The following is a 22,652-nucleotide window of genomic DNA, read 5'->3' as shown; positions in this document are numbered from 1 at the left end:
CCGGAATGCGGGCAGTGTAGAAAGACGCCGAGCCCGACGTCCATCAACGTTTGCGCAGTTACCGCAGATTCAACGAACGCTCAGCGATTTCAGGCCCAGCCCCATCACGCGCGCGTCATCGTTCAGGCCGAGTTTTCGCGGGCTGGTCGCATCCGGCAAGTGGATTTGCAGGATTAACGGCTGGCCGTCCTTCAACTTGTCCTGGACCACCGCGCTGAGCGGAATTTCCAACACGTTGTCTTGCACCTGAGTCAGGCGCGTCGACAAGGCCTCGACCCCGTCGATGCTGACGATCACCCGTTGAGTCAACCGGGGCGGCATGACGAACGCCAGCACGTCCATGACGATCGCAGTACTCTGTGGCGCGACACGCACAGCGATTTGCGCCTCCTGCCCTTCACTCCAGGTCCCCCAGCTTTCCGGCGCGGCCCAGCCGTTGAGCAACTGTCGGCTCTTGCGATTGAACAGTTGCACCAGTCCCGGTTGGCTCAAGGGCAGCGCCGACATCGAGCGCCCCTCATCGACCATTGGCAGGCATTGCTCGCAACGCTTCCAGCCCGGTGCCAGCACGACAAAGTCGTCGACGCGGGTCAGCAGGTCGGTCTCGCTGCGCACACTCTTGACCGCCAGATCCACCGCGTCATCGTCGAGGATGTACAGCGAATCGGCCGCATACTCTCCGGAATTCAGCCGGCGTTGTGCATCACGCAGCGCCTGGTCGAGTGCCTTGGGGCTCATGCGTCCCATATACACGGCATCGGTACTCAACCCATGCGTCGCGGCAAACCAGGCGATGGGCTGCCATTGATCCGACTGGTTTTTCGGCATCAGGGCACGGATGTTCTGGTAGTGAGCCGCGGCGCTTGCCCAGAACGGGTCGCGCATCGGGCTGGTCCACACCGAGGACGGCGACAGCATCTTCGTCGCGCGCAGCCCCTGCCAGGCAATACTCGTGTCGGTGACTTGTGCAGTCAACGCCACGGCCAGCAAGCCGATGGCGATGGGCGCCCGGTATCCACGCACGATCAGATAGATCACCAGCAACACCAAGGTGTAGAACACCGGCCAGAACATCCGCCCCGAAGCGCGGAAAATGCTCGCCAGCCCCTCGATGGTTCTCGGCAGCGGATAACTGACCGTGTGTGCACCGAAACCGATCTGATTGGACAGCGCAAACAGGCTCAGCCCGATCATTGCTGCCAGCAGCCATGGCCAGCGAAGCAGCAGCGACTTCAGGCTGATGTTGCTTCGCCACAGTGCAATCGTTGCCAACGGCAACAGCATCAACACACCGAGGCCCAGATAGTTGAAACCTTCGTAGTCGCCCCCGCGCTTGGCGAAGCCCGGCAGCACGTACGACCAGCCGTCCGCATCGAACAGGGCCAGCAGGTTCATCCGATACCAGCCGAAACCACCGCCGCCCGCCCCGTCGGCGATGCTGAAATAGCCAGCCTGCCAGCAACACACGCTGACCAGCACAAACAAGCCACCGAACTCGATCAGCCCCCGACGCCGACTCAGCTTGTCGGCCATGACTTTACCGAACAGGTCAGTTACCCAGATCAACGCCACCATCACCAGTAAGTAGGCATGCACCAACGCCGTCGCCCCCAGCAGCGTGCCCCACGCCAAGCGGCGCCGACCCAGTGCCGGATGCAAGGCCAGATACAACGCGGCGAGAATCAGAAAGTGCGCGACAAGCGACAGGTGCCCCCCGGTTCGCAGAAACATCGGCGGCGAAAACACCAATAATCCGCAACCCAACAGGCGCAGCGCGGCGTTATCGGTGATGAGGCCGAGCAGTTTCCAGCCGAACCAGGCCTGCAAGACAAAACAGGCCAGCAACCATAAGCCGAAATACTGAAACGTCTCGGGCAACCAGCCATCGACGGCTTTGAACAGTATTGCCAGCAGCGGATTGGAATCGGAAAAAATCACCGCACTGCCCAGCTCCAGTCCATAAGACGGATTGAGCCCGAGCGGAAATGTCCACGGCCCATGACGGAAATTTACCCAGCCCAGGTAATGCGTTGCCGGGTCGCCATCCTTGAGCCAGGCGATGTTCTGCGGGTCCAGCGCATGCGGGCCGATCACCAGCAAAAACGCCAGCACACCCAGCAATACAGGCAGAAGCGTGAGGGCCGGGTGCTTGTTCAATTCCCTCATCGGTACGTCCAGAAGTTATGCAGCACGAACGTGAAAGCCGGGATCGTCAGCGCCACGGCCACGATGCCCAGCAAATAATGCAGCCCCGCCATTTGTGCCGCCCAGGCGACCAACATGGCGAGGAAAAATCCGCCGACCGACACCAGCAGAAACCGCAGCAGCGTTCGGCCATGTAACCGCGCCGAAAAGCTCCAGGTGGTGTTGATCACATACGACACGACCGTTGCCACGGCGAACGCCACGCCGTTGGCCAAGGGCGGCAAAGGACTGATGAAGTTGATGAACCCGATCGCGACCAACGCATGCAACGCCGTGACGAACAAACCGGTCACGGCGAAGCGCACGCCACGCTGGATAAACGCGGCTCTTTCGCGTGGGGTCACAGTTTCTGCGCCAGTACGAATACGCTCAGACCCGCCAGACGATTCATGCCCATCAGCGGCAACTCAAGGCTGCAGAGCGTCTTGAGCACGGTATTGACCAGTGGGTGATGACGTTTCAGTTGCGAGCGCGGCGGTTGCGCCTGCGCGCCCTGCGGCAACAAACGCAACGCTGCAGCAATCGGGAACACCGCGCCGAAATAATAGGCACCGCGCTGCACGGTCAACCCGGCATCGCGCGCCAGGGTTTCGAACTGCGCCAGGGTGTAGCGGCGCTTGTGTTCGAGAAAGTCGTCGTGACCGCTCCACAGGAACTGAAACGCCGGCACGGTCATCAGAAAGCGACTGCCCGACGGCACTTTATCGACATACAGCTTGAGCAGGCCGAGGTCGTCGTCGACATGCTCGAGCACGTCCATCAGCAGCACCAGATCAGCGTCGACGTGGTCGATGTCACGGCGATAATGCACAGGTTTGCCAGCAGCGGTGCCGCTGGAGTCGGCGGGATAACTGATGTCGACGCACCATGCTTCGCGCGCCCGGGTGTGGGTCAGCAGGTGGTGCGAGAAAAAACCCGAGCCGGCGCCCACATCGAGAATCCGCTGGATCGGCCCGTCGCCAAGCAAGCGTCGGGTGGCCGCGGCCTTCGAGCAGTAATACCAATGCTCATTGATGCTGTCGCCGAGGATGTCGGTTTCCTTGAGATCCATGTGTCAGTCCTTGGGGTCGTAGACGCGACGCACCAGAAAAACCGGCCGGCGTTTGGATTCGATATAGGTGCGGCCCAGGTACTCACCGAGCACGCCGATGCCGATCAATTGCAAGCCGCCGAGAAACGTCACCGCCACCATCAGCGACGCGTAACCAGGCATGTCGACGCCATGAATCAACGTGCGTAAAACAATGAAAATGGCGAAGGCAAACGATACGAGCGACACCGCCGCGCCCACATACGTCCAGACGCGCAGCGGTTCGGTGCTGAAGCTGGTGATGCCTTCAAGCGCGAAATTCCACAGTCGCCACCCGTTGAACTTACTCTGCCCCGCCACGCGCTCGGGGCGTTCGTAATCGACGTGCGTGGTGCGAAAACCGACCCAGGCGAACAAGCCCTTCATGAAGCGCCGGGATTCGGGCAGCGTCAGCAAGGCATCGACCACGCAGCGATCCATCAGACGAAAATCGCCGACATTCTCGGGTAACGGTTGTTCGGCGATGCGGTTGTGCAGGCGATAGAACCAATGCGCCGAGGTCTGTTTGGCCCAAGTGTCGCTGCGGCGACTGACCCGATGCCCCAGCACGACTTCATAACCTTCGCGCCAACGCTCGATCATTGGCAGGATGACTTCCGGCGGATCCTGCAAATCTGCATCGATCGGCACGACAATCTGCCCGCCCGCGATCTGCAGACCGGCAGACAACGCCGCCTCTTTACCGAAGTTGCGGCTCAAATCGACGATGCGCAGGCGCGTATCGTGCCGCTGATGCCCGAGCAGACGCTCAAGGGTGGCATCGGTGCTGCCGTCATTGACGAAGACCAGCTCAAGGTCGACCAACGGTTGCCGCTGGAAGACTTCATTGATCCGCCGCAGAAAGGTGTCGAGGCTGTCCTCTTCGTTGAAAACCGGGACCACCAGCGACAACGTCACCTGCCCGGCCTGTTGCGTTCCGTGCTCAGTCAAAGGGAGTGCTCTTTTTTATAGTGTTTGTCGGTCGTCGATCAGTTTCGACGCCATGAGCCGTCCCGTATTAAGCAGTAGCGCTGGCAGCGTTGCAACCAGCAAACAGCGGCATATCGGCCAATCCGGACGCCTATCCCCCGCTCTATTCCGCGCCCATCGGAAACATCCGCCAACGATTGGAAACAAATGTCCGATAGCCAAAAAAACCGTCTGCGCTAGGCTTGCGACGATGCGCCACACGGCTGACGCACATCTAAAATCGCATGGAGCGAACTGAATGTATTTCGAGATTTACAGGCAATCCAGGGGCACCCCCCGCACCGGCCAGGGACAATGGCGCTGGAGACTGAGAGCAGGCAACCACGAGACCATCGCCAGCGGCGAGTCGTATGTGAACAAGGCGGATTGTCTTCACGTGATCGGATTGATCAAGGCTGTGCAGGGGGAGACGCCGGTGAAGGAGATTTGAACGGGACTTGAGCAAGGCTGATCCCTAAGCGATTAGAGAGCCCTCCGTTCATACGTGGGGCTTTTTCCAAGGATGGGACCTGAACTCGGCGCAGCGGCCATCGCCAGCGGGTAAACGGTCGAGACAAGGAGTAGCCAGACGGCTACAATTCGAATGACCAAGGATGAAACGAAAAAATTTACCATCGACAAAACGCCCGAGTTTGATTCGTGGCTCACAGGGATGAGAAATACCGAGGGGAAAGCCGCTGTGCTTGCGCGGCTGGATCGAGCGCAGGAGGGTAACTTCGGCGATTGCGAGTCAGTAGGCGACGGCATCAGCGAAATGCGCGTTTTCGTCGGCCCTGGTTACCGAATCTATTTTGTGCGCACCGCTAAAACCACTTTTTGATGCTGTGGGGAAGTGACAAATCAGATCAGAAGCGTGGCATCAACCATGCAAAGGCCATCCTGGAGGCCTTAAAAGGGTAATTGAAATGAACGACACGAAATTCAACGCTGAGGATATGCCTATCCTTGACCTCGATGCTTCCAAAACCGGTCGCTACGAAGCTTCACGCTTTCTCGATACTCCTGAAGTTATAAGCGCCTATCTTTCAGAAAGCATGAGGGCACAAGACCCGCACCTGCTGATGCAAGCGTTGGCCGAAGTTGCCAAAGCAAGAGGCGTGAACAAGGTTGCCGAAGACGCAGGAATTAATCGTGAGAGCCTGTACAAATCATTCAAGGGGGGCGCTCACACACGATTTGAGACGATCAACAGATTGATGCGTGCGCTGGGTGTAGAACTCACCGTTCAACCAATCCCAACAAACAGTGCAGCGCCGTCGATACCTTCGGCGGAGCCTGCTATGGCTTCACCGCGTTCACCTGCTATAAAAAAAGCTGATACGGCGAAAAGGCCACGCAAAACTGCATCAATTGCCGAGGTAAAAACAGGCGCTCGAGCTATCAAGAGCAAAGACCGCGCTGCCATGGCATAAAATTCATTGACCTATGAGTTTGATTCACTACAGGCGAACGCTGTGTTCGATTTTTGTCTAGGCAACAAAAACAAAAAAGCCCCGTAGATTTTCATCTACGGGGCTTTTTCTATGTAATGGCGGAGAGATAGGGATTCGAACCCTAGGTACCGGTGAAGGTACAACGGATTTCGAATCCGTCCCATTCGGCCACTCTGGCATCTCTCCAACGGCGCGCATCATAACAACACTTTTACCGAAAGCAAACCCTCTTTCGAAATTTTCTTCGTGCTATCAGATGCTTGCGTCGATTAAAGCGGTACACCCAGACGATTGGCGACTTCTTCGTAGGCTTCGATGACATCACCGAGGCCCTGACGGAAGCGGTCCTTGTCCATCTTCTTCTTGGTGTCCTTGTCCCACAGACGGCAGCCGTCCGGGCTGAATTCGTCGCCGAGGACGATGGAGCCGTCGCTGAATACGCCGAATTCAAGCTTGAAGTCGACCAGCAGCAGACCTGCGTCGTCGAACAGCTTGGTCAGTACTTCGTTGACCTTCAGCGACAATTCTTTCATACGCGCCAGTTGCTCGGCGGTGCCCCAACCGAATGCCACGACGTGGGATTCGTTGATGAACGGGTCGCCCTTGGCGTCGTCCTTGAGGAACAGTTCGAAGGTGTATGGATTGAGCTTCATGCCCTCTTCAACGCCCAGACGCTTGACCAGGCTACCGGCGGCGTAGTTACGCACGACGCACTCGACCGGGATCATGTCGAGTTTCTTCACCAGGACTTCGTTGTCAGCCAGCAGTTTGTCGAATTGGGTCGGGATGCCGGCCGCTTCGAGTTTCTGCATGATGAAGGCGTTGAACTTGTTGTTGACCATGCCTTTGCGGTCAAGCTGCTCGATGCGCTTGCCGTCGAACGCCGAGGTGTCGTTGCGAAACAGCAGGATCAAGCGGTCAGCGTCGTCGGTCTTGTAAACCGATTTGGCTTTGCCGCGGTAGAGTTCTTCACGTTTTTCCATGATGGGCTCCGCTTGCTAAGTTGGTGGGCTAGGCGATGTGGCGCCAGTCGAGCCCTGAATCTTGATCGGCCAGTTGCAGCCAGTCCGGGTCGCACCCGAGGGTGTCGACAAAACATTGCCGGGCCAGCTGCGGCAGGTTGTTCTTGCTGCTCAGATGGGCCAGGACCAGGTGTTGCAAGCCCTGCCAGCCCAACTCGGCCACCAGGAATGCCGCCTGATGGTTGTTCAAATGTCCCAGCTCACCGCCCACCCGCTGCTTGAGAAAGTACGGGTAATGACCGCGCGCCAGCATGTCGCGGCAATGGTTGGACTCGATCATCAATGCATCGAGGTCCCGATAATTGTCCAGCACCCGCTCGCAGTACGATCCCAGGTCGGTGAGCAGACCGAAGCGCCGCTGTTCCTGATCGCTGAAGACATACTGGGTCGGTTCCTGCGCATCATGGGCCACGGCAATGACCCCGACGTTCAGCGCACCGATTTGCAGCTGCTCGCCACCGGCCAGAAAGCCTGCCGGCTCGAGCGGTTTGCGCATCCCGCGCAGTGTGCCGCGACTGAGGTAGACCGGCAGATTGTAGCGCCGAGACAGCAAACCCACGCCATGCACGTGGTCGGCATGTTCGTGGGTCACGAGTATCGCGCTCAGTTGCGCCGGGTGAACACCCAGGCGCAACAGGCGTTTTTCGGTTTCCCGCAGGGAAAAACCACAATCCACCAGCACGTACGTATCAGCACTGGCGATCAGCGTGCCGTTCCCTTGGCTACCGCTGCCGAGAACGGCAAAACGCATGATTGATCAGCCCAGATTGTCCTGAATCACGCTCAGCACTTTACGCGCCACATCAGCTGGCGCGACGGTGTTGATGTTCTTCTCGACGGTCACCTGAATGTTCTCGCCGACCTTGCTCAGGCGCACCTGATAACGCTCGGCACGGGCTTCCACTTCTTCCTTGCTCGGCGCGCTGCCGAACAGGCTGCTGAAGAAGCCTGGCTTGTCGTCTTTCTTCTCGGCTTTTTCGGCCAGGTTGATGTAGTACAGGCCCAGGCTGCGGTTGATGTCTTCAACGCGCCATTCGCCCTGTTCCAATGCACGGCCAACGCTCGACCAGGCACGGTCCAGGTCGGTGCCGACGTTCAATACCGGGTTGCCGCTGCCATCTTCGCTGAGGCTGACACGGCTTGGCGCGTCGAAATCACGCGAAGCCAGCATCGATACCGAACCGCCCTTCTCGGACGTACGGCTCATGCTCGCGAGCATGTCGTCGACCAGCGCAGCGTCCAGGCCGGTGTTGACCGAACGATTGGTGAAGGCGACATCGGCGGTGCTGCCGGCAGGACGCTCGGCGCTGACCACGTAGATCTCACTGGTGTTGCGCTGCACGCCCGGTTCGATGCGCACACGCACGCGGGTTTCGCTGTCGCTGGCGATACCGGCCGCGCTCAGGCGCTTGGCCATCGATGCCGACAGCTCATCGGAATGCTGCCAGGTAGTGGTGAACTCGCCGGTCTGCGGACGCTGTTCATCCAGGCGGAAACCGTTGTCCTGGAAGAACTGCAGCGCCACTGGCCAGACTTCGGCCGGCGGATGCTGGGCCACGACCCAACGCGAGTCGCCGCTCTTCTGCAGCGAGTAATCGCTGGCATCGGCCACGGCGGACAACGGCTGCGGACGCGGCACGATGTATTCGCCCTTGGCGGTGTCATCAGCAACGTTGCGCGGGATCGGCAACAGCGGATCGAGACGCTTGGAGGTGTTCACATCCGGTGGCAATTGCATCGGTGCAGTCTGTTGCGCTTGCAGGTAATCGCTACCACGGTCGCGGAAATAACCTTCCGGCCCCCAGACCCATCCGCAGCCGCTGGTGCTGGAGATAATCAAGGCAAGTGCGGAAAGTCCGGCCATTCGCTTCATGCGTTGTACTTCCTCAATTAAACCAGGACGCTGCACTGGCGCAGGGCCGTGCGAAGCGTTTCGTGACAAGGTGTGCTCAGCCAGGTCAGTGGCAGGCGGATGCCTTCGTGCATCAGGCCCATTTCGACCAGAGCCCATTTCACCGGAATCGGGTTGGCTTCGATGAACAGGTCTTTGTGCAGCGGCATCAGTTTTTCGTTGATTGCGCGTGCGGTGTCGGCATCGCCCTTGAGCGCGGCCTCGCACAGGTCGGCCATTTCACGCGGCGCGACGTTGGCGGTCACCGAGATGTTGCCTTTGCCGCCCAGCAGGATCAGTTCGACAGCGGTCGGATCATCGCCGGACAACACGATGAAATCCTTGCTCACGCCATCGATGATCGCCTTGGCACGCGTCAGGTCGCCGGTGGCTTCCTTGATACCGATGATGTTCGGCACGGTGGACAGGCGAATCACGGTCTCGGCCTGCATGTCGCAGGAGGTGCGGCCGGGAACGTTGTAGAGAATCTGTGGAATGTCGACCGCTTCAGCGATGTGCTTGAAGTGCTGGTACAGACCTTCCTGGGTCGGCTTGTTGTAATAAGGAACAACCAGCAGGCAGGCGTCGGCGCCGGCTTCCTTGGCGTTGCGGGTCAATTCGACGGCTTCGCGGGTCGAGTTGGCGCCAGTACCGGCGATGACCGGAATGCGCCCGGCAACCTGTTTGACCACGGCTTTGATCACGGCGATGTGTTCGTCTACATCAAGGGTTGCCGACTCGCCGGTAGTACCGACCGCGACAATGGCATGGGTGCCGTTCTTGAGGTGGAAGTCCACGAGTTTGCTGAGGCTGTCCCAGTCAAGACGCCCTTGTGCATCCATGGGAGTGACCAGTGCCACCATACTGCCCGCAATCATGAAACCGCTCCTGCCGGAAAAAGAGAGCGGTAATGGTACTGGCGCCAAGATGCTTGCACAAGCGAAGTACTGCGCTGCCGCCATTCCCCTTGGCGCCGCTTTTCGCTACCCTTCAGACTTTGATCGGTACTGATCAGCTTGTACGCCGGGTTTCTGCCTCCCGTTTCGGCCTTCCAGACCCTGTTCCTGCATCGCCTCAACGTGCTCGTGCGCCAATGGCGCGAGCCGCGAGCGCTGACCGGGTCGCTTTGAACGGACCGCCACAACAGGCACCTTCCGGCATTCAACGCCTCAACCTACCGACCGCTCATCGCTTTAGGAATGCTGCATGTCCACCCCCACAGTTCGCGAACAATTCCTTGTCATCAGTGCTCTCGGCGCCAACCCGATGGAGCTGACCAACGTGCTGTGCCGCGCCAGCCATGAAAATCGCTGCGCCGTGGTGACTTCGCGCCTGACTCGCCACGGTGAGTGCAGTGCGCTGGTTCTCGAGATTTCCGGGAGCTGGGACGCCCTCGCGCGCCTCGAAGGCAGCCTGCCCGGCCTCGCCAAGAAACACGCATTCACGGTCAACGTGGTGCGCAGCGCACCGCTGGAAAACCGCCCACAGGCATTGCCGTATGTGGCTTACGTCAGTTCGGCGTATCGCCCGGACATCATCAATGAGTTGTGCCAGTTCTTCATGGACCACAACGTCGAGCTGGAAAACCTGACCTGCGACACCTATCAGGCACCACAGACCGGCGGCACCATGCTTAACGCCACGTTCACCGTGACGCTGCCGGCCGGCACCCAGATCAGCTGGCTGCGCGATCAGTTCCTCGATTTCTCCGATGCGATGAATCTGGATGCACTGATCGAGCCTTGGCGCCCACAAAACCCAATGTAAGGAAGCTTTAATGGCTGTTGTCATCGACCGACCGGTTGCCGATTTCGAAGCACCTGCCACCAGCGGGCAAACCGTCAGCCTGGCAGCGCTCAAGGGCCAGCAAGTGGTGATCTACTTCTATCCGAAGGACAGCACCCCGGGCTGCACCACCGAAGGTCAGGGTTTTCGCGATCGATACGCCGCGTTCAAGGCTGCCAACACGGAGATCTTTGGCATCTCCCGCGACAGCCTGAAGTCACACGAGAACTTCAAGTGCAAGCAGGAGTTTCCGTTCGAGCTGATCAGCGACAAGGACGAAGCCGTCTGCCAGTTGTTCGACGTGATCAAGTTGAAGAAGCTGTACGGCAAGGAATACCTGGGCGTTGATCGCAGCACCTTTCTGATCGACAAGGATGGAGTGCTGCGTCAGGAATGGCGTGGTGTAAAGGTGCCGGGGCATGTGGATGCGGTTCTGGCTGCTGCACAGGCCTTGAATAAAGCCTGATGGTTTTGCATTGAATTTACCGCCGCTTTCGCGAGCAGGCTCGCTCCCACAGGGAATCGTATTCCAAATGTGGGAGCGTGCCTGCTCGCGAACGGCCCTTGAGCTTGGCCGGGCAATTCGGATCAATCGCTAAAGCAGCGGCGCCACCACCGGCTCTTTTCGTGGCCATGCGTCGAGCACAGCCTTGAACAGCGTCGCCAGTGGAATCGCAAAGAACACGCCCCAGAATCCCCACAGCCCGCCAAACAGCAGCACCGCGCAGATGATCGCTACCGGGTGCAGGTTGACCGCCTCCGAAAATAGCAGCGGCACCAGCACGTTGCCGTCCAGCGTCTGAATGATTCCGTAAACCGCCATCAGATAGATGAACTGATCGCTCCAGCCCCACTGGAACAAAGCAATCAGCAGGACCGGAACAGTCACCACCACCGCACCGACATACGGCACCACCACCGACAGGCCCACCAGCAACGCCAGCAGCGCCGCGTAGTTGAGACCGAGCGCGATAAAAGCGATGTAGGTCACGCCACCGCAAATGACGATTTCGATACCTTTACCGCGGATGTAATTGGCGATCTGTCGGTTCATTTCCTGCGCAACGCGGGTAATCAGTGCGCGCTCACGGGGCAAATACCCACGCACCCACTCACCGATCATCGCCCGGTCTTTAAGGAAGAAAAACACCAGAATCGGCACCAGCACCAGGTAAATCATGATGTTCACCAGCAGCGGCAGACTCGATAGCGAGAAAGTCAGCGCCCACTGGCCGAACTTGCCGATCTCGCCGCGCGCCGCCTCGATCGCTTGCAGCACTTGCTCATCGGATACCAGATGCGGATAGCGCTCCGGCAGCAACAACAGCAGCGATTGCCACTTGGCGAGCATGCCCGGCAGTTCGTTGAACAGGGTGATCAACTGATGCCAGAGCAGCGGCAACACGACGACGATGAACAGCATCAGCGCGCCCATGAACAGCGCAAACACCAAACCCACCGCGACACCGCCAGGCACGCGCATTCGCTCCAGCGTGACCACCAGCCCCTGCATCAGATAAGCCAGCACCATGCCGGCCAACACTGGCGCAAGCATGCCGCCGAGGGTGAGCACCGCAGTGAAGGCGAGAAACAGCAGCACCGCCAGCACCACCGCTTCCTCATCGGAAAAATAGCGCTGAATCCAGTCGCGCAACACTTTGAACATCAATAATCCTCAGGTTTTGACGCTGTCGTTTTCAGGCTTTTTTTCAACCAGTAACGGAAGACGCCGGCTTCGCCCTCTTCATGCAGTAGCGCATGACCGGCGAGTTTGGCAAAGGTGCGAAAGTCGCGTTGCGAGCCCGCATCCGTAGCAGTCACCTTGAGTACTTCGCCGCTGGCCATTTTGTTCAGCGCCATTTTTGCCTTGAGCAACGGCAACGGACAGTTCAGGCCAGTGGCGTCCAGTTCTACGTCAGGGACTACAGCGTCACTCATTGCGTCACTCCGGTTCAGGTCTCGAGCTGCCTAGAATATCTGGTCGCAGCGTTGGTGTCCGGCTACAGTAAGGTCTTTGTCTTCTAAGGCTTTGTGCATGACTTTTCTGCGCCCTACCCTGCTGACGCTCGCTTGCCTGCTCGCCTCACCAGGCTTTGCCGACGATCTGCCGTCACTCGGCGACGCCAGTTCTGCCATTGTCTCGCCACAACAGGAATACCAACTCGGCCGCGCCTGGCTGGCCATGTTGCGCAGCCAGGTGTCACAACTCAACGACCCGCAATTGAAAGACTACGTTGAATCCAGCGTGTACAAACTGGTGGAAACCAGCCAGGTCACTGACCGGCGTCTTGAATTCATCCTGATCAACAGCCCGCAACTCAACGCCTTCGCGGCGCCCGGCGGCGTGGTCGGGGTCAATGGCGGCCTGTTTCTCAACGCGCAGACCGAAGGCGAATATGCCTCGGTACTCGCACACGAATTGGCGCACTTGTCGCAACGCCACTTCGCCCGCGGTGTCGAGGCTTCACAGCGCATGCAGGTGCCGATGATGGCTGCCCTGCTGGCCGGGATCGTCATCGCTGCGGCCGGCGGTGGTGATGCAGGGATTGCGGCGATTGCCGGCAGCCAGGCGGCGGCGATTCAGGCGCAACGGACCTTCTCCCGACAAAACGAACAGGAAGCCGACCGCATCGGCATCCTCAACCTGGAAAAGGCCGGCTACGACCCGCGCTCGATGCCGACCATGTTCGAACGCCTGATGCGCCAGTATCGCTTCGATGCCAAGCCGCCGGAATTTTTGCTGACGCACCCGGTGACCGAATCGCGTATCGCTGACACCCGCAACCGTGCCGAACAGGCCAGACCGGGCGGTATCGAAGACTCCAAACGCTATCAACTGATCCGCGCGCGGGTGCAGTTGATCTATGAAGAAACACCGGGGCTGGGCGCCAAGCGTTTCCGCGCACTGCTGGACGAGAACCCGAAAAACGATGTGGCGCGTTATGGTCTGGCCATCGCGCAGATCAAGGGTGGGCAACTGAACGAGGCGCGCGAGAATCTCAAACAACTGCTGGCAACATCGCCGAACGAGATCATCTACAACCTCGCTCAGGTCGACCTGGATATCACTAATAACCGCTTGCCCGACGCACAGTCACGGGTTGATCGCATGCTGACGCAGTATCCGGGCAACTATCCGCTCAATCAGGTGCGCGTGGATCTGCTGCTCAAGCAGAACCGCGCGCCGGATGCCGAGAAAGCCCTGGAAGCCTTGCTCAAATCGCGCCCGGACGATCCGGACGTCTGGTATCAAGTAGCGGAAACCCGTGGCTTGTCAGGCAACATCATCGGCCTGCATCAGGCTCGAGCGGAATATTTTGCCCTCGTCGGCGACTATCGACAGGCTATTCAGCAACTGGACTTTGCCAAGCGCAAGGCCGGCAGCAACTTCCCGCTGTCGTCCCGCATCGATGCCCGCCAGCGTGAGCTGATGGAGCAGGAGCGCATGATCAAGGACATGATGGGCTGAGCCTTATCGCCAGGCAAAACCTTCAAACGTAAAAAAACCGCCTCTTTCGAGGCGGTTTTCTTTTTATCTTCCCAGCGGATTACTCAGCCAGTTTGAAGGTGATGAAGCTGGCGCGACCCTGACGCAGAACGCGCATCGACACCGAGCGGTTCTTCGGCAGCGCCTTGGCGATATCCGTGAACTCCTTGGCCGAACCGATGGCCTGGTTGTTCAGGTGGGTGATCACGTCGCCTGGCTGCAGGCCGATCAGGGCGGCAGGACCATCCTGCACCTCCTTGATCACCACACCACCTTTAAGGTCGTAGGCTTTCTTCTGCTCAGCGGTCAGCTCGCCGACTGCAACACCGAGGCGGTTGCTGCTGCTTTCAGCGCCGGATTTCGCCAGCGTATCCAGCTCTTTGTCTTCGTCCGGGATCGCGCCGACCGTCAGCTCGACGTTCTTGCGCTTGCCTTCGCGGATCACTTCCAGATTGGCTTTGGCGCCAGCCTTCAGCGCGCCGACCAGATGCGGCAAGTCTGCGGACATGACGATCGGTTGGCCGTTCATGCTCAGAATCACGTCGCCGACCTGCAGGCCGCCCTTGGCTGCCGGACCGTCATCCTGAATCTGCGCAACCAGCGCACCGGCTGGCTTATCCAGACCGAACGATTCCGCCAGATCCTTGTTCACTTCCTGGATCACCACACCCAGCCAGCCACGGCTGACCTTGCCACCGCTCTTGAGCTGATTGGAAACGTCCATCGCGACATCGATCGGAATGGCGAACGACACGCCCATGAAGCCGCCGGAACGGGTATAGATCTGCGAGTTGATGCCGACCACTTCGCCGTCGAGGTTGAACAGCGGGCCACCGGAGTTGCCCGGATTGATCGGCACGTCAGTCTGGATGAACGGCACATAGTTTTCATTCGGCAGGCTGCGGCCAACGGCGCTGACGATGCCTTGAGTCACGGTGTGGTCAAAGCCGAATGGAGAACCGATGGCGACAACCCACTGACCGGCCTTCAGATCCTGCGACTTGCCGAGCTTGAGTACCGGCAGATCCTTGCCTTCGATTTTCAGCAGCGCCACGTCGGAGCGTGGGTCAGTGCCGATCAGCTTGGCTTTCATCTCGCTGCGGTCAGCCAGACGCACGAGGATTTCGTCAGCGTCGGCAATCACATGGTTATTGGTGAGGATGTAGCCATCCGGGGAAATGATGAAGCCCGAACCCAGCGATTGCGCTTCACGCTGGCGACCATCACGCGGGGAGCGCTGTTGCGGCGGCATGCCACGTTCGAAGAACTCGCGCAGCATTGGCGGCAGGCCCTCCAGATCGGGCATCTGCTGATTGACCTTGCGATCCGGCAGTTTCTGCGTAGTACTGATGTTCACCACGGCTGGCGAAGCTTGTTCGACCAGTTGGGTGAAGTCAGGCAGATCGGCCGCCTGCGCAGCAGGAACTGCCTGACCGAGCACCAGCACGGTGGCAAAAATGGAAAGATAAGACTTCAAGCTAAGTATCGACATACAGCTCCCGTTACGACGAGCAGGGTTAAGCGATATGGAGCAAGCAACACCGGAAACCACAGACCGGCATTTTTGTTCCGGCAACAACAAACAAGGCCAGAGCCGTGAGGCTCTGACCTATAAAAAATTTCCGGGGTATTTGCAAATGAAAATGCTCAGCAAACATTTCCACGCCTCGTTGATGAAACGCGAAGCGCTGAAATCAGCTCACTGTTTGCTGGTTGCGGCGCCATCGGTATTTCGCATCGACAAAGCAATTCGTTCGGCGGTGCCGATCGGGATCTCGCCGACTACGGTTACCATCATTTCGCCCGAAGGCGTGGTCAGGCGACGGGACACAGCAACGGTCGGGCCGAGTTGCGTGCGGGTATCGGTCACCGTCGCGCCATTCAATGGCTCGAGAAAAACCGAGAAACGCGCAAGACCGTCGTCGTACAGCAGGCTGTTGACCTGCGTCTTGGTCTCGGCATCTTTGTGAGATGCACTGCTGGTCAGTTCGAAACCCGGCGGCAACCAGTCCGAATGCCAGGTTTGCGCCGTTTTGACTGCAGATGCCTTGTCGCTGTCGAGCTTGACTGGCTTGCAATCGACATTGGCCTGCAAATCACCATCAGACGGCACTTCATCAGTGTCGAGGCTGGTGAACTGGAATCGCTCGAGCAACTGCCCCTTGTCATTCAACAGCAACGACTTGAGCGGCAGCCCCGTTTTTTTGTCCAGGTGCAACTCGAATCCGTAGCGATGCTGATCACGAGGCGTCAACGCCACGATCACGGCATCTCGGCCGGCCACACGCGACTTGCCAATGACGGCAAGGTCATACCAGTTTTTCAGCTTTTTGGGATCAAGAGGACGAGCCGCAGCATTTGGCGAGTCTCCCAGCCCGGCAATCAGGGTGCCGCTGACGCATTGAGTATGCCCATCAATGCGCACGACTTCCTGCGCCGAACCGTCGAGCTGAAGCAACCGCTCGCGGACCTGGCCGTTCTGGACGCGATGCCAGATGTTGTGGGTAGAAAAGCTACCGTTACGCTCGTAAACGAAAGTACCGTGAAAGCTTTGCTGCTGCTCGGCCTGGCCCAGCCGGGTCAACCAATCCTGGGCCTCATCAGCGTGGGCTGGAACAACGAACCAGCCACTGAGCAGAAGCGAAAGTAGAGGTATGGCGCGCATGATCCTCCTTAACGGTTTTCCAGGCTTGCAGCACGTGCATAAGGCAGCGCGCTTTCAGTGCCTTTCAAAGCAGCCTGTTGGGCATGCTGACGCAGGTAACCCGGCAGACGCTGATCATGCCAGCCTGGCTGACCTTGCAGTACGCCGTTGGCCATAGGGCCAGTGGCTTCAGAACTTTCGCTGTAGCCTGCCAGAACAGCCGGGCCCTTGACTTGCGGGGTGGCCAGCGTTGGCTGATTGGACTGCTGAGCCAGTTCGACGCCAGCGATCTCGTCCTGGTTGTACAGGCGAACACCCGCCAGCACGGCAACCGTCACCGAGGCTGCAACAGCCAGACGGCCGAGGCTGCGCCATGGGCTGCGAGATACTTTGGCCGGGGCCGTTTCGTCTTCCAGCGCAGCAGACACTGCCGCAGCGATATCCAGACGCGGAAGCAGCAGATCCTTGTGCATGGCTGCCCGAGCGATCTGGTAACGAGCCCAGGTCTCACGGGTTTCAACATCATCCAGTGCATTGAGCACTCGACGCAATTCCAGTTCGTCCGCTTCGTTATCCATCACTGCGGACAGCGATTCCTGCAGGGCTTCACGACTCATGGCGTTCCTCTCTTGGCTGTCGCCGCTGTCTCAGTTTTCCTGCAACAACGGTTGCAGGGCTTTGTCGATGGCCTCCCGAGCGCGGAAAATCCGGGAGCGCACGGTACCCACCGGACACTGCATGACGCTCGCAATGTCCTCGTAACTCAGACCGTCGAATTCGCGCAAAGTTAAAGCCGTACGCAAATCTTCTGGTAGTTGCTGGATGGTTCGATGGACAGTGCCTTCGATCTCATCCCGCAGCAACGCACGTTCTGGTGATTCGAGATCCTTGAGGCCGTGATCGCCATCGTAGAACTCCGCATCCTCGGAACTTACATCGCTGTCCGGCGGCCGGCGGCCGCGTGAAACCAGGTAATTCTTTGCCGTGTTAATGGCAATACGGTACAGCCACGTATAAAACGCACTGTCGCCGCGAAAGTTTCCAAGCGCTCGATACGCCTTGATAAAGGCTTCCTGAGCCACGTCCTGGGCTTCATGGGTGTCGTGCACAAATCGCACGATCAACCCGAGAATCTTGTGCTGATACTTCAGCACCAACAGATCGAAAGCTCGCTTGTCGCCGCGTTGAACGCGCTCGACCAGCTGCTGATCCTCTTCCTGGGTTAGCATGAACACTCCTCGATAAGCCCGGAGGAGGCTTGCATAACTAAACGACCAGACTTGCAAACATAGACTCGGGCTTTTCGCAAAAGTTCTCCCCCTCCAAGCAAGTTTCCTGCGGGCTCTGATTTGACACGCACGAAAAACGCAGCGCGGGATGAACCGGCTGCGCGAATAATCTTGTCATCGGTTTCGCGGACCGCAATCCAACCACAGATTGCATACTGAAGCCGACACGTCCCTTATCTCTGGCACCGACTATTGATCTTGGGCCTTTGGCAAAAGTTCCAATTATTTATAGCCGCTACCTACCGACATTCGACAACCCTGCGCGGAAAAACCGTGTTTCAGCGCCGATACAGTCGCCTTCACCCGTTAGGGGTCAGAAAAACTTCCGACGAAGCGTGCGGTTTTCGCAGCCACAGTAGTTTCACAATGCCATACCGGCCCGGCTATTGTGCCGTCCCACCCCTCTATATACTAGTGGGCTGTGTGGCTGTCTTGACTCGCCGATCCAGCTGTCTTGCGCCAACCCCGATCCGGGTCGCTTTGAGCGGAATCCTGAAATGAGCCAACAGTTTCAACACGATGTTCTGGTCATTGGCAGCGGTGCTGCCGGTTTGAGTCTCGCACTGACCTTGCCCGGTCATTTGCGCATTGCCGTGCTGAGCAAAGGCGATCTGGCCAACGGCTCGACATTCTGGGCCCAGGGTGGCGTCGCCGCGGTGCTCGATGACACCGACACCGTCGAATCCCATGTTGACGACACCCTCAACGCCGGTGGCGGTCTCTGCCATGAGGATGCCGTGCGCTTCACGGTCGAACACAGTCGCGAAGCCATCCAGTGGTTGATCGATCAAGGTGTGCCGTTCACTCGCGATGATCAATCCGGGACCGAAGACGGCGGATTCGAATTCCATCTGACCCGCGAAGGTGGCCACAGCCACCGGCGCATCATCCATGCCGCCGATGCCACAGGCGCGGCGATTTTCAAGACCTTGCTGGCCCAGGCCAAACAGCGTCCGAATATCGATCTGCAGGAACAGCGCGTCGCCGTCGATCTGATCACCGAGCGTCGCCTGAGCATGCCCGGCGAGCGCTGCCTCGGCGCCTATGTGCTCAATCGCAAAACCGGCGAAGTCGATACTTATGGCGCACGCTTCGTGATTCTGGCCACGGGCGGCGCCGCCAAGGTTTATCTCTATACCAGCAACCCCGACGGTGCGTGCGGAGATGGCATCGCCATGGCCTGGCGTTCGGGCTGCCGCGTGGCGAACCTGGAATTCAATCAGTTTCACCCGACGTGCCTGTACCACCCGCAAGCCAAGAGTTTCCTGATCACCGAAGCCCTGCGCGGCGAAGGCGCGCATTTGAAGCTGCCCAATGGAGAACGCTTCATGCAGCGCTTCGACCCGCGCGCCGAGCTGGCGCCGCGGGACATCGTCGCCCGGGCCATCGACCATGAAATGAAGCGCCTGGGCGTCGATTGCGTGTACCTCGACATCAGCCACAAACCCGAAGCGTTCGTAAAAAGTCACTTTCCGACGGTTTATGAGCGCTGTCTCGGCTTCGGCATCGATATCACCCAACAACCGATCCCGGTGGTGCCTGCCGCGCACTACACTTGCGGCGGCGTGATGGTCGATCAGAACGGCCGCACCGATGTGCCGGGCTTGTATGCCATCGGCGAAACCAGCTTCACCGGGCTGCATGGCGCCAACCGCATGGCCAGCAACTCGTTGCTGGAATGTTTCGTCTATGCGCGTTCGGCGGCGGCAGACATTCTCGCGCAACTGGACGACGTTGGCGCGCCAAGCGCCCTGCCCGCCTGGGACGCCAGTCAAGTGACTGACTCTGACGAAGACGTGATCATCGCGCACAACTGGGATGAACTGCGCAGGTTCATGTGGGACTACGTCGGCATCGTGCGCACCAACAAGCGTCTGCAACGAGCTCAACACCGGGTGCGGTTGTTGCTCGACGAAATCGACGAGTTCTACAGCAACTACAAAGTCAGCCGTGACCTGATCGAACTACGCAATCTGGCGCAAGTCGCCGAACTGATGATCAGCTCGGCCATGGAACGCAAGGAAAGCCGCGGCCTGCATTACACCCTCGATTACCCGCAGATGCTGCCCGAGGCGCTCGACACTATTCTGGTGCCGCCCACCTACGCCGGCTGAACTTGAGCCGTACGCGCAGGCGCCGATGCACATCGGCCGCCTGCGCGTCCCATGGTACGCAGATCGACCTGACCTGCCACTCGCCGCGCAAGCGAAACCGCAGCACCACGACCAGCGGCAGCGCCAGACTGTCGCGGCACAATTGGGCCGCTTGCCAGCCGTCAGCCTGATTCCAGACCTGCCAGCCATCGGCATCGCGACGCAATCCACAAAATGCCTCTGGATGACTGAGCAAAATCTGCCGTGGCAACACCCAAACGCCATGCAGCACGCAGCCGAACGCCGCGAACAGACTGGCCCACAAGGTAATCGACAATAGAAACAGTGCGCCCAGGGCGAGCGCCTGGACCAACAGATACGCCGCCAGCAATTGCCGTGAGGCATGCCAGCGGCATTCGAACGTGTTACTTGGGCTGGACACGATCCAGAATCATCCGGACCATGCGCTGCAGCTCGGGGTCTTCCGACTCGCTGCGCTCCATGAACCAGCCGAACATGTCCTGATCCTCACACGTCAGCAAACGGACGTACAAATCGCGGTCCACTTGATTGAGCGTCGCGTAAACCTCCTGCACGAATGGCACCAGCAACACGTCCAGCTCAAGCATGCCGCGACGGCTGTGCCAAAAGAGGCGATTCAGTTCAACTTGTTCGACCATGGAGCCCTCCTCGAATTTGGCGGCAAGTATACAGACCCCGGACGGGTCGCACAGTCGGCTTTGGTCGGGCACCACCGATCCTTTATCAACTACCCATTTCACCAACGCCCCCTTATGATGTGCCCCAGTCTATTTACCCTGCGATGACCCATGGCCGATTCTGCTTTTTTCTGCACCCTGTCTCATGAAGGCGTTCTCGCGGTTCGCGGCGCGGATGCCGGAAAATTCCTGCAAGGCCAGTTGACCTGCAATATCAATTACCTCAGCGACAACCGCGCCAGCCTTGGTGCCCGTTGCACACAGAAAGGCCGGATGCAGTCGAGTTTCCGCATTCTGCTCGAAGGCGACGGCGTGCTGATGGCGATGGCCAGCGAACTGCTGGAGCCGCAACTGGCGGACCTGAAAAAATACGCCGTGTTCTCCAAATCCAGATTGACCGATGAAAGTGCTGCCTGGGCGCGCTTCGGCGTTGAACAGGGTGATGCAGCGCTGGTCAGCCTCGGTCTGGACTTGCCGGAAGAAACCGACAGTGTCGTGCGTCACGGAGCACTGATCGCAATCCGCGTGTCGCCGCAGCGTGCCGAACTCTGGGTACCGGCCGATCAGGCCGACGCGATCAAGGCCAGACTGGCGGCAATGCTGCCCGAAGCCGAGCTGAATCAGTGGTTGCTGGGGCAGATCCGCGCCGGTATCGGCCAAGTCATGCCGACCACTCGCGAACTGTTCATTCCGCAGATGCTCAACCTGCAAGCCGTCGGCGGCGTGAGTTTCAAGAAGGGCTGCTACACCGGCCAGGAAATCGTCGCGCGCATGCAGTACCTGGGCAAACTCAAGCGCCGTCTGTATCGCCTGAGCCTGGGCGGCACGCAACTGCCGGAGCCCGGCACGCCGTTGTTCGCCCCCAGCCACAACAGCTCGATCGGCGAGGTGGCGCTGGCCGCCGTCGATGCCGGCCAGAACATTGAACTCCTGGCGGTATTGCAGGCCGAAGCTGCCGAAGCCGGTGATCTGCATCTGGGTACTCTCGAAGGCCCGACGCTGCATGTGCTCGACCTGCCTTACGAACTGGATCGCGACCGCGAAATCCAGCGTTGATCGCAGCATTTGTCGCAACACCCTAGAGAGTTTAAATGAGCGAACTGGCAGAAAAAGTCCAAACGGATTTGGTTGCGGCCATCGATAACGATGACCTGGTTCTGCCCACGCTACCGGAAGTGGCCCTGCAGATTCGCAAGGCCGCTGAAGACCCGGAAATCAGCGTCAGCGACCTGAGCAAGATGATCGGCCGCGACACGGCGCTGTCGGCGCGCCTGATCAAAGTGGTCAACAGTCCCCTGCTGCGCGCGGCTCAGGAAGTCACCGACCTGCACACTGCGATCACCCGCCTGGGGATCAACTACAGCAGCAACCTGGCCATCGGCCTGGTGATGGAGCAGATCTTTCACGCCCGCTCCGAAGTGGTCGAACAGAAGATGCGTGAGGTCTGGCGCAAGAGTCTGGAGATCGCCGGCGTCAGCTATGCCCTGTGTCGCCGCTACACCACCCTCAAGCCCGACCAGGCCGCCTTGGGCGGGCTGGTGCACCAGATCGGCGTGCTGCCGATTCTGACCTACGCCGAGGACCATTACGAACTGCTTTCGGACCCGGTCAGCCTCAATCATGTGATCGACCGCATCCATCCGCTGCTCGGCGACAAGCTGTTGCGCGTCTGGGAGTTTCCCGAGCGGTTGGTGGCGTTGCCGGGGCTTTATCAGGATTTCAAACGCGATTCGGCTGAAATCGATTATGTGGATGTGGTGCAGGTGGCGAGCCTGTATTGCCACAAGGACACCGAGCATCCCTTCGCGCGGATCGATCCGCTGAGCGTTCCGGCGTTCAGGAAACTGGGGATCGACCCGGAGAACAAGGAGTTGTGTGCCGATCTGCAAGAGTCGCGGTCGATGTTTTACTGATCCGCAACCGTGGTGCTGCCATCGCCAGCAGGCTGGCTCCCACAGGGTTTGCATCAATCTGCACTTTCTTTCCATGTGGGAGCCAGCCTGCTGGCGATGGGGCCGGTAAAGG

24 protein-coding genes, 1 tRNA gene and 1 pseudogene are annotated in these 22,652 nt (G+C 59.1%); 9 read left to right on the top strand and 17 right to left on the bottom strand.

All coding sequences use genetic code 11. The features are described from left to right. Nucleotides 1-69: 69 nt before the first annotated feature. The 4 genes from BLU52_RS05280 to BLU52_RS05265 are packed head-to-tail and all read right to left on the bottom strand — an operon-like array spanning nucleotide 70 to nucleotide 4,225. The gene (locus BLU52_RS05280; RefSeq protein ID WP_090282219.1) at nucleotides 70-2,166 is read right to left on the bottom strand and encodes a DUF6311 domain-containing protein; all 2,097 of its coding nucleotides are present in this window, start codon (nucleotides 2,164-2,166) and stop codon (nucleotides 70-72) included. Then, nucleotides 2,163-2,549 carry a GtrA family protein gene (locus BLU52_RS05275; protein ID WP_090282218.1) on the bottom strand — a complete coding sequence of 129 codons (387 nt, stop codon included), beginning with the start codon at nucleotides 2,547-2,549 and terminating at the stop codon, nucleotides 2,163-2,165. The genes BLU52_RS05280 and BLU52_RS05275 overlap by 4 nt, the downstream gene beginning before the upstream one ends. Continuing rightward, the gene (locus BLU52_RS05270; protein ID WP_090282217.1) at nucleotides 2,546-3,256 is read right to left on the bottom strand and encodes a class I SAM-dependent methyltransferase; all 711 of its coding nucleotides are present in this window, start codon (nucleotides 3,254-3,256) and stop codon (nucleotides 2,546-2,548) included. The genes BLU52_RS05275 and BLU52_RS05270 overlap by 4 nt, the downstream gene beginning before the upstream one ends. 3 nt (nucleotides 3,257-3,259) lie before the next feature. Then, a complete protein-coding gene (locus BLU52_RS05265; protein WP_090282216.1) occupies nucleotides 3,260-4,225 on the bottom strand; it encodes a glycosyltransferase family 2 protein in 966 nt (321 codons plus the stop codon). Nucleotides 4,226-4,502: 277 nt separating this feature from the next. Here BLU52_RS05265 and BLU52_RS05260 point away from each other — a divergent pair, with 277 nt between their 5' ends. The 3 genes and pseudogenes from BLU52_RS05260 (at nucleotide 4,503) to BLU52_RS05250 (ending at nucleotide 5,676) form a co-directional block, all read left to right on the top strand. Next, on the top strand, nucleotides 4,503-4,694 hold the full coding sequence (locus BLU52_RS05260) for a YegP family protein (RefSeq protein ID WP_090282215.1): 192 nt from the start codon (nucleotides 4,503-4,505) through the stop codon (nucleotides 4,692-4,694). A 153-nt stretch (nucleotides 4,695-4,847) separates the two neighbouring features. Next, nucleotides 4,848-5,164 (top strand): annotated as a pseudogene (locus BLU52_RS05255) (type II toxin-antitoxin system RelE/ParE family toxin). Nucleotides 5,165-5,169: 5 nt separating this feature from the next. Further along, nucleotides 5,170-5,676 carry an addiction module antidote protein gene (locus BLU52_RS05250; RefSeq protein WP_090282214.1) on the top strand — a complete coding sequence of 169 codons (507 nt, stop codon included), beginning with the start codon at nucleotides 5,170-5,172 and terminating at the stop codon, nucleotides 5,674-5,676. 117 nt (nucleotides 5,677-5,793) lie between these two features. Here the strand turns inward: BLU52_RS05250 and BLU52_RS05245 are convergent. The 5 genes from BLU52_RS05245 to dapA all read right to left on the bottom strand — a co-directional run bounded on the left by BLU52_RS05245 (nucleotide 5,794) and on the right by dapA (nucleotide 9,488). Next, nucleotides 5,794-5,883, bottom strand: a tRNA-Ser gene (locus tag BLU52_RS05245). 83 nt (nucleotides 5,884-5,966) lie between these two features. Further along, nucleotides 5,967-6,680 carry a phosphoribosylaminoimidazolesuccinocarboxamide synthase gene (gene purC / locus BLU52_RS05240; protein WP_090282213.1) on the bottom strand — a complete coding sequence of 238 codons (714 nt, stop codon included), beginning with the start codon at nucleotides 6,678-6,680 and terminating at the stop codon, nucleotides 5,967-5,969. Between the two features lie 28 nt (nucleotides 6,681-6,708). After that, nucleotides 6,709-7,470, bottom strand: coding sequence for an MBL fold metallo-hydrolase (locus tag BLU52_RS05235; RefSeq protein ID WP_090282212.1), 762 nt, complete (start codon nucleotides 7,468-7,470; stop codon nucleotides 6,709-6,711). A 6-nt stretch (nucleotides 7,471-7,476) separates the two neighbouring features. Further along, the gene (bamC, locus tag BLU52_RS05230) at nucleotides 7,477-8,592 is read right to left on the bottom strand and encodes an outer membrane protein assembly factor BamC (RefSeq protein WP_090282211.1); all 1,116 of its coding nucleotides are present in this window, start codon (nucleotides 8,590-8,592) and stop codon (nucleotides 7,477-7,479) included. A 17-nt stretch (nucleotides 8,593-8,609) separates the two neighbouring features. Next, a complete protein-coding gene (gene dapA / locus BLU52_RS05225; RefSeq protein WP_090282210.1) occupies nucleotides 8,610-9,488 on the bottom strand; it encodes a 4-hydroxy-tetrahydrodipicolinate synthase in 879 nt (292 codons plus the stop codon). A 328-nt stretch (nucleotides 9,489-9,816) separates the two neighbouring features. On the opposite strand from dapA, the gene BLU52_RS05215 reads away from it, so the two are divergent. Continuing rightward, nucleotides 9,817-10,377, top strand: a complete 561-nt coding sequence (locus BLU52_RS05215; protein WP_090282208.1) for a glycine cleavage system protein R — start codon at nucleotides 9,817-9,819, stop codon at nucleotides 10,375-10,377. Between the two features lie 10 nt (nucleotides 10,378-10,387). Next, entirely contained in the window at nucleotides 10,388-10,861 is a 474-nt protein-coding gene (locus BLU52_RS05210; protein ID WP_090282207.1) for a peroxiredoxin, read from the top strand. A 129-nt stretch (nucleotides 10,862-10,990) separates the two neighbouring features. Here BLU52_RS05210 and BLU52_RS05205 read toward each other — a convergent pair whose 3' ends face one another. Both BLU52_RS05205 and BLU52_RS05200 read right to left on the bottom strand, forming a co-directional pair. Beyond that, a complete protein-coding gene (locus tag BLU52_RS05205; RefSeq protein ID WP_090282206.1) occupies nucleotides 10,991-12,061 on the bottom strand; it encodes an AI-2E family transporter in 1,071 nt (356 codons plus the stop codon). Next, the gene (locus BLU52_RS05200; RefSeq protein WP_090282205.1) at nucleotides 12,061-12,333 is read right to left on the bottom strand and encodes a sulfurtransferase TusA family protein; all 273 of its coding nucleotides are present in this window, start codon (nucleotides 12,331-12,333) and stop codon (nucleotides 12,061-12,063) included. The genes BLU52_RS05205 and BLU52_RS05200 overlap by 1 nt, the downstream gene beginning before the upstream one ends. Before the next feature lie 97 nt (nucleotides 12,334-12,430). Here BLU52_RS05200 and BLU52_RS05195 point away from each other — a divergent pair, with 97 nt between their 5' ends. Beyond that, nucleotides 12,431-13,864 (top strand): M48 family metalloprotease, encoded by a 1,434-nt coding sequence (locus BLU52_RS05195; protein WP_090282204.1) that lies wholly within the window; start codon nucleotides 12,431-12,433, stop codon nucleotides 13,862-13,864. 79 nt (nucleotides 13,865-13,943) lie between these two features. Here BLU52_RS05195 and BLU52_RS05190 read toward each other — a convergent pair whose 3' ends face one another. The 4 genes from BLU52_RS05190 to rpoE form a co-directional block, all read right to left on the bottom strand. Further along, nucleotides 13,944-15,374, bottom strand: coding sequence for a DegQ family serine endoprotease (locus BLU52_RS05190; RefSeq protein WP_090282203.1), 1,431 nt, complete (start codon nucleotides 15,372-15,374; stop codon nucleotides 13,944-13,946). 207 nt (nucleotides 15,375-15,581) lie between these two features. Beyond that, the gene (locus BLU52_RS05185; protein ID WP_090282202.1) at nucleotides 15,582-16,547 is read right to left on the bottom strand and encodes a MucB/RseB C-terminal domain-containing protein; all 966 of its coding nucleotides are present in this window, start codon (nucleotides 16,545-16,547) and stop codon (nucleotides 15,582-15,584) included. A gap of 8 nt (nucleotides 16,548-16,555) precedes the next feature. Then, nucleotides 16,556-17,143, bottom strand: a complete 588-nt coding sequence (locus BLU52_RS05180) for a sigma-E factor negative regulatory protein (protein WP_090282201.1) — start codon at nucleotides 17,141-17,143, stop codon at nucleotides 16,556-16,558. A 30-nt stretch (nucleotides 17,144-17,173) separates the two neighbouring features. Continuing rightward, a complete protein-coding gene (gene rpoE / locus BLU52_RS05175; RefSeq protein ID WP_003172477.1) occupies nucleotides 17,174-17,755 on the bottom strand; it encodes an RNA polymerase sigma factor RpoE in 582 nt (193 codons plus the stop codon). Between the two features lie 557 nt (nucleotides 17,756-18,312). Between rpoE and nadB the strand changes: the two genes are divergently transcribed. Beyond that, nucleotides 18,313-19,929, top strand: a complete 1,617-nt coding sequence (gene nadB / locus BLU52_RS05170; RefSeq protein WP_090282200.1) for an L-aspartate oxidase — start codon at nucleotides 18,313-18,315, stop codon at nucleotides 19,927-19,929. Here nadB and BLU52_RS05165 read toward each other — a convergent pair. Then, nucleotides 19,898-20,350, bottom strand: coding sequence for a protein YgfX (locus BLU52_RS05165; RefSeq protein ID WP_090282199.1), 453 nt, complete (start codon nucleotides 20,348-20,350; stop codon nucleotides 19,898-19,900). The two genes, nadB and BLU52_RS05165, sit on opposite strands and share 32 nt — an antisense overlap. After that, nucleotides 20,334-20,588, bottom strand: coding sequence for an FAD assembly factor SdhE (locus tag BLU52_RS05160; RefSeq protein ID WP_007911418.1), 255 nt, complete (start codon nucleotides 20,586-20,588; stop codon nucleotides 20,334-20,336). The genes BLU52_RS05165 and BLU52_RS05160 overlap by 17 nt, the downstream gene beginning before the upstream one ends. Nucleotides 20,589-20,738: 150 nt before the next feature. Between BLU52_RS05160 and ygfZ the strand changes: the two genes are divergently transcribed. Both ygfZ and BLU52_RS05150 read left to right on the top strand, forming a co-directional pair. Then, nucleotides 20,739-21,683, top strand: coding sequence for a CAF17-like 4Fe-4S cluster assembly/insertion protein YgfZ (gene ygfZ / locus BLU52_RS05155; RefSeq protein WP_090282198.1), 945 nt, complete (start codon nucleotides 20,739-20,741; stop codon nucleotides 21,681-21,683). Nucleotides 21,684-21,718: 35 nt separating this feature from the next. Further along, on the top strand, nucleotides 21,719-22,540 hold the full coding sequence (locus BLU52_RS05150) for an HDOD domain-containing protein (RefSeq protein WP_090282197.1): 822 nt from the start codon (nucleotides 21,719-21,721) through the stop codon (nucleotides 22,538-22,540). Nucleotides 22,541-22,652 lie beyond the last annotated feature (112 nt).

Origin of the sequence: Pseudomonas granadensis (assembly GCF_900105485.1) — a bacterium.
Lineage (GTDB): Bacteria > Pseudomonadota > Gammaproteobacteria > Pseudomonadales > Pseudomonadaceae > Aquipseudomonas > Aquipseudomonas granadensis.
This window is presented reverse-complemented; position numbering and strand designations above follow the sequence as displayed.